Origin of the sequence: Microcella sp., assembly GCF_046293215.1 — a bacterium.
Lineage (GTDB): Bacteria > Actinomycetota > Actinomycetes > Actinomycetales > Microbacteriaceae > Microcella.
Genome location: NZ_JBKBPI010000016.1, coordinates 1 through 5,184, shown reverse-complemented (window position 1 = coordinate 5,184; position 5,184 = coordinate 1). Strand labels below are relative to the sequence as shown.

Below are 5,184 nucleotides of genomic sequence, written 5' to 3'. Positions count from 1 at the left end.
GCAATCGACGCGGTGATCGAGAATCTGCCGACGTTCCTCAGTGCGTTCGGCGGAACACTTCAGCTGCTGGCCCTCTCGGGCATCGGCGCCCTCGTCCTCGGCGTCATCATCGCCGCCATGCGTATCTCGCCGGTGGCCTCACTGCGCGCCTTCGCGACCGTCTATACCGAGCTGCTCCGTAACACCCCGTTGACCCTCGCGCTGTTCTTCTGCGCCACGCTCTTGCCCTATCTGCAGTTCAACCCGGGCTACTTTCCGCTCGCTGTCATCGGTCTGACCGCGTACACGTCGCCGTTCGTCGCCGAGGCGGTGCGATCCGGCATCAACGGCGTGCCGATCGGCCAGGCGGAGGCGGCACGCAGTATCGGTTTGCCGTTCGGGCAGGTGCTGCTGCTGATCGTGCTTCCCCAGGCCGTCCGCATGGTGATCCCGCCGCTCATCAACGTCTTCATCGCCCTGACGAAAAACACGTCGGTTGCCGGCGCGTTCTTCGTCTTCGAACTCTTCGCCGCCGGACGCACCCTCGCAAACGCTCGAGGGGATGCGGTGATCCCGATCCTGCTGGGCGTCGCGTTCTTCTATTTGCTCGTCACCGTCCCGCTCGGCCTGATCGCCGGGCGCATTGAGAAGAAGGTGGCGGTGCTGCGATGACAACCTCGGTTCTCTACGACGCGCCCGGTCCCGTCGCACGGCGACGAAGCGCCATGACGTCGATTGTCGGCGCGGTGCTCCTCGTGGCGCTCGCCGCCTGGCTGATCTCGACCCTCGCCGCGGAGCGCACGACGGCGGCGGGCGCCGTCCTTCCCGGGCTTTTTGACCCCAGCCGGTGGGACATCTTCGCTGACCCGGTTGTGTGGCAGAGCCTCGGCCGCGGCGCCCTCAACACGCTCGCCATGGCCGCTGTCGCGGCCGTGCTTGCGCTCGCCATCGGCATCCTGTTCAGCTTCGGGCGCACTGCGCGCAGCCGATGGATTCGGTTCCCCGTCGCCGTGCTGCTGGAGTTCTTCCGGGGCATGCCCGTGCTGCTCATGATGCTGTTTGTGCTGCTCGTCTTCTCGACCGGCACGTACTGGGCCGGCGTGTCGGCGCTCGCCGTGTACAACGGCGCAATCATCGGCGAGGCGTTGCGCGCGGGCATCCGATCGCTTCCCGCCGGCCAGCGCGAGGCGGGCCTGGCGATCGGCCTGCACCCCATTCGCACGCGCCTCATCATCGAGTTCCCGCAGGCCTTCCGCCAGATGCTGCCGATCATCATCGCCCAGCTGGTCGTGCTGCTGAAAGACACCTCACTCGCCTACATCGTCGGTTACAGCGAGCTGTTGCGGACGGGCCAAAACCTCACGAACTTCTTCGGCAACCGGTACAACTTCTCGTTCTTCTTCATCGTTCTCGCGATGTACCTGCTGATGAATCTGATCCTCTCGTGGGTCGCCCGCATCGTCTCGCGGCGCACGGCCTCGCGAACGCGACCCGCGGTTGTCGATGCCACGGTCACGGGGCCGACGGGCGGGGCCACCACCAGCCGCGCCGCTGCGGGCAAGGGGTCGGCGACGCCCGACTAGACTCGGTGCTCGTGCCCGACAGCCTCCCCATCACAGAATCCGCCGTCGCCGACGCGGTCGACCAGGCGCTCGCCGCCATCGATGCGGCCGCCGACACGGCAGCTCTCAAGGCCGCTCGTACGCTGCACGCCGGCGAGCAGTCCACGCTCGCACGCCTGAACGGTAGCCTGCGCGAGGTGCCCGCCGACCAGAAGGCCGCTCTCGGCAAGCTCGTCGGCCAGGCGCGTGGCCGCGTTCAGCAGGCGTTCGCGGCACGCGAGGCCGAGCTTGCGGCCGACGAGGAGGCGCGGGCTCTCGCCGCCGAGGCGATCGACGTCAGCGCGATCGCTCCTCTGGGGCTGCGCGGCGGGCGTCACCCGCTCACCACGTTGATGGAGCAGATGAGCGACATCTTCGTCGCGATGGGGTGGGAGGTCGCGGAAGGCCCCGAACTCGAAAACGAGTGGTACAACTTCGACGCCCTGAACTTCGACCCCGACCACCCGGCGCGCGCGATGCAAGACACGTTCTTCGTCGAGCCGGAGGATGCGCACCTCCTGATGCGCACGCACACGAGCCCCGTGCAGGTGCGTGCCCTGCTCGAGCGCGGCCTGCCGCTGTACGTCGTCGCCCCGGGCCGCGTTTTCCGCACCGACGAGCTCGACGCCACCCACACGCCCGTCTTCCACCAGATGGAGGGCATCGCGATCGACAAGGGCCTCACGATGGCGCACCTGCGCGGAACGCTCGAGCACATGGCCCGCACGATGTTCGGCGAGGGCGCGCGCATCCGTCTGCGCCCCAGCTACTTCCCGTTCACCGAACCGAGCGCCGAACTCGATGTGTGGCACCCCACCTTCCGCGGTGGCGCCCGCTGGATCGAATGGGGCGGCTGCGGCATGGTCAACCCGAACGTGCTCCGCGCGGCGGGCGTTGATCCCGAGGTGTATCAGGGTTTCGCCTTCGGCATGGGCATCGAACGCACCCTGATGTTCCGCAACGAGGTGCACGATATGCGCGACATGGTCGAGGGCGATGTGCGCTTCACCCAGCAGTTCGGAGTGATGGCCTGATGCGTGTTCCCCTGTCCTGGCTCCGTGAGTGGGTTGAGCTGCCCGAGGGCGCTGACGCCGACCACGTGCACGCCGCCCTGGTGAAGGTCGGTCTGGAAGAAGAAGCGGTGCACGGCACGGCCATCTCGGGCCCCGTCGTGGTGGGCGAGGTGCTCGAGTACGTCGACGAGCCGCAGAAGAACGGCAAGACGATTCGGTGGTGTCAGGTGCGCACCGGCGTCGACGAGGCCGGCGAGCCCGAGATCCGCGGCATCGTCTGCGGCGCGCACAATTTCCACGTCGGCGACAAGGTCGTCGTGGCTCTTCCCGGTGCCGAGCTGCCCGGTCCGTTCCCGATCAGTGCGCGCAAGACCTACGGTCACGTCTCCGACGGCATGATCGCGAGCGCTCGCGAGCTGGGCCTCGGCGACGAGCACGACGGAATCCTGCGCCTGGTGACCCTCGGCCTCGACCCCGAGCCGGGTACCGACGCAATCGCACTGCTGGGTCTCGACGACGTGGCTGTCGAGGTCAACGTCACTCCTGACCGCGGGTACACGCTCTCGATTCGCGGCATCGCCCGCGAGTACTCACACGCGACGGGGGCCGCCTTCCGCGATCCGGCAAAGTCACGCGAGGTTGGCGAAGCTGACGGCTTCAGCGTCGAGGTGCGCGACAATCACCCGATTCGCGGCCGCCGCGGCTGCGACGTGTTCGTGACCCGCGTCGTGCGCGACATCGACCCGACCCGCCCCACCCCGGGGTGGATGATCGCCCGCCTCGCGCTGGCCGGCATCCGCTCGATCTCGTTGCCCGTCGACATCACGAACTACGTGATGCTCGAACTGGGGCAGCCCATTCACGCGTACGACCTCGAGAAGGTCGCCGGGGGCATCACTGTTCGCCGCGCCGTCGTGGGAGAGACTCTCGTGACGCTCGACGACCAGACCCGCACGCTCGACACCGAAGACCTGCTGATCACGGACGCCTCCGGTCCGATCGGTCTCGCGGGTGTCATGGGCGGCGCGTCGACGGAGGTCAGCGCAACGACCACCGACGTGCTGATCGAGGCGGCGAACTTCGACCCGGTGTCGATCAGCCGCACGGCTCGCCGCCACAAGCTGCCGAGCGAGGCGTCCAAGCGCTTCGCCCGCGGCGTCGACCCGCTCGTCGCGGCCCCCGCCGCACAGCGCGTTGCCGACCTGCTCGTCGAGCACGCAGGCGGCACGATCGACACGCTCGGTTCCGAATGGATCGAAGCCAAGCGCCCGGCCGAAATCGCTCTCCCGGAGGGCTACGTCGACGGCTTGATCGGCGTGGATTACTCGCTCGACGAGGTGACAGACTCGCTATCCGCGATCGGTTGCCACATCCGGCTGGAGGGCGATGGCTGGATGGTCGAGCCGCCGAGCTGGCGCCCCGACCTGGTCGACGCCCCGTCGCTGGCGGAGGAGGTCGCCCGCATCGTCGGTTACGACCGCATCCCCGCCGCGCTTCCGGTGGCGCCGCCCGGTCGCGGCCTCACCCGCTCGCAGCGCGTTCGCCGCGCCGTGGGCGCCTCCCTCGCTGCCGCAGGACTCACCGAGGTTCTGAACTACCCGTTCTCGACGGCCGAACAGGTCGCCATGATCGATGGGGCGGATGCGCCCACGATGCGCCTGGCGAACGCGCTCGACGCGGAGGCGGCTCACCTGCGACGCAGCCTCATTCCGGCTCTCGTCAGCACCGCGCACCGCAACCGGTCGCGCGGACTGGCCGACCTTGCGCTCTTCGAAATCGGGCGGGTCTTCCGCCCCGAGGTTGACGCGTCCTACGGCGTCGATGCCGTGCCCTTCGGCTCGGCGCGCCCGAGCGATGACGTCCTCGCCGACCTCGATGCGAGCATCCCGCCGCAGCCGTGGCGCGTCGCCGCGCTCGTCGTCGGTGACCGGCGCGCGCGCGGTATCGGTCAGCCGGCCGAGCCGGCGGGAATCGCCGACGTCCTCGATGCGGCCCACCTCGTCGCGAACGCCGCGGGCGTTGCGCTCGCCGTGCGTCAGGGCAGTCACGCGGCGCTGCACCCCGGCCGCACCGCCGAGTTGCTCGTTGGCGACCGGGTGGTTGGCCTGGCGGGCGAGTTGCTGCCGAGTCTCGCCCTCGACAATGACCTGCCCCGACGTGTCGGCGTTTTCGAGCTCGACCTCGATGCGCTGATCGAGCTCGGCGAGGGTGACCTGGTCGCCGCGAGCCTCTCGGCCTACCCGGCGGCGACACAGGATCTGTCGCTCGTTGTTCCCGCGGATGTTCCGGCGGGCGATGTGCGCAGCGCGGTGATCGAGGGCGCGGGCGAGCTGCTCGAGTCGGCGACTCTCGTCGACGACTACCGCGGCGACGGGCTTGAGGCGGGCACCAAGTCGATCACCCTCGCGCTACGTTTCCGCGCGGCCGATCGCACCCTGACCCAGGCGGAAGCCACCGAGGCCAAGATGGCGGGCCTCGCGGTCGCCGCCGAGCGATTTGGGGCGAGCCTGCGGGCCTAAGCCTCGATCCACCGATGAGCCTTTGGCTGGTGGGTTCGACGTGATCGGTGCGGTTTGATCGGCCGCGGGCAG

General features: G+C 69.0%; 4 protein-coding genes. All 4 read left to right on the top strand.

The features are described 5' to 3' along the window. Positions 1 to 3: 3 nt before the first annotated feature. From ACK4SC_RS11635 to pheT, 4 genes are read left to right on the top strand one after another with little or no spacing between them, the layout of a single operon-like run. Complete coding sequence (locus ACK4SC_RS11635; protein ID WP_409618143.1) at positions 4 to 651, top strand: amino acid ABC transporter permease; 648 nt, start codon at positions 4 to 6, stop codon at positions 649 to 651. A gap of 53 nt (positions 652 to 704) precedes the next feature. Further along, positions 705 to 1,562, top strand: a complete 858-nt coding sequence (locus tag ACK4SC_RS11630) for an amino acid ABC transporter permease (RefSeq protein ID WP_409618141.1) — start codon at positions 705 to 707, stop codon at positions 1,560 to 1,562. Positions 1,563 to 1,573: 11 nt separating this feature from the next. Next, positions 1,574 to 2,614, top strand: a complete 1,041-nt coding sequence (gene pheS, locus ACK4SC_RS11625; protein WP_409618139.1) for a phenylalanine--tRNA ligase subunit alpha — start codon at positions 1,574 to 1,576, stop codon at positions 2,612 to 2,614. After that, positions 2,614 to 5,112, top strand: a complete 2,499-nt coding sequence (pheT, locus tag ACK4SC_RS11620) for a phenylalanine--tRNA ligase subunit beta (protein ID WP_409618137.1) — start codon at positions 2,614 to 2,616, stop codon at positions 5,110 to 5,112. Before pheS ends, pheT begins: the two co-directional genes overlap by 1 nt. Positions 5,113 to 5,184 lie beyond the last annotated feature (72 nt).

What these genes read in the sequence shown, in the direction of transcription:
- ACK4SC_RS11630 (WP_409618141.1), top strand. Translation starts at nt 705, where the DNA reads ATGACGTCGATTGTCGGCGCGGTGCTCCTCGTGGCGCTCGCCGCCTGG.
- pheT (WP_409618137.1), top strand. Translation starts at nt 2,614, where the DNA reads ATGCGTGTTCCCCTGTCCTGGCTCCGTGAGTGGGTTGAGCTGCCCGAG.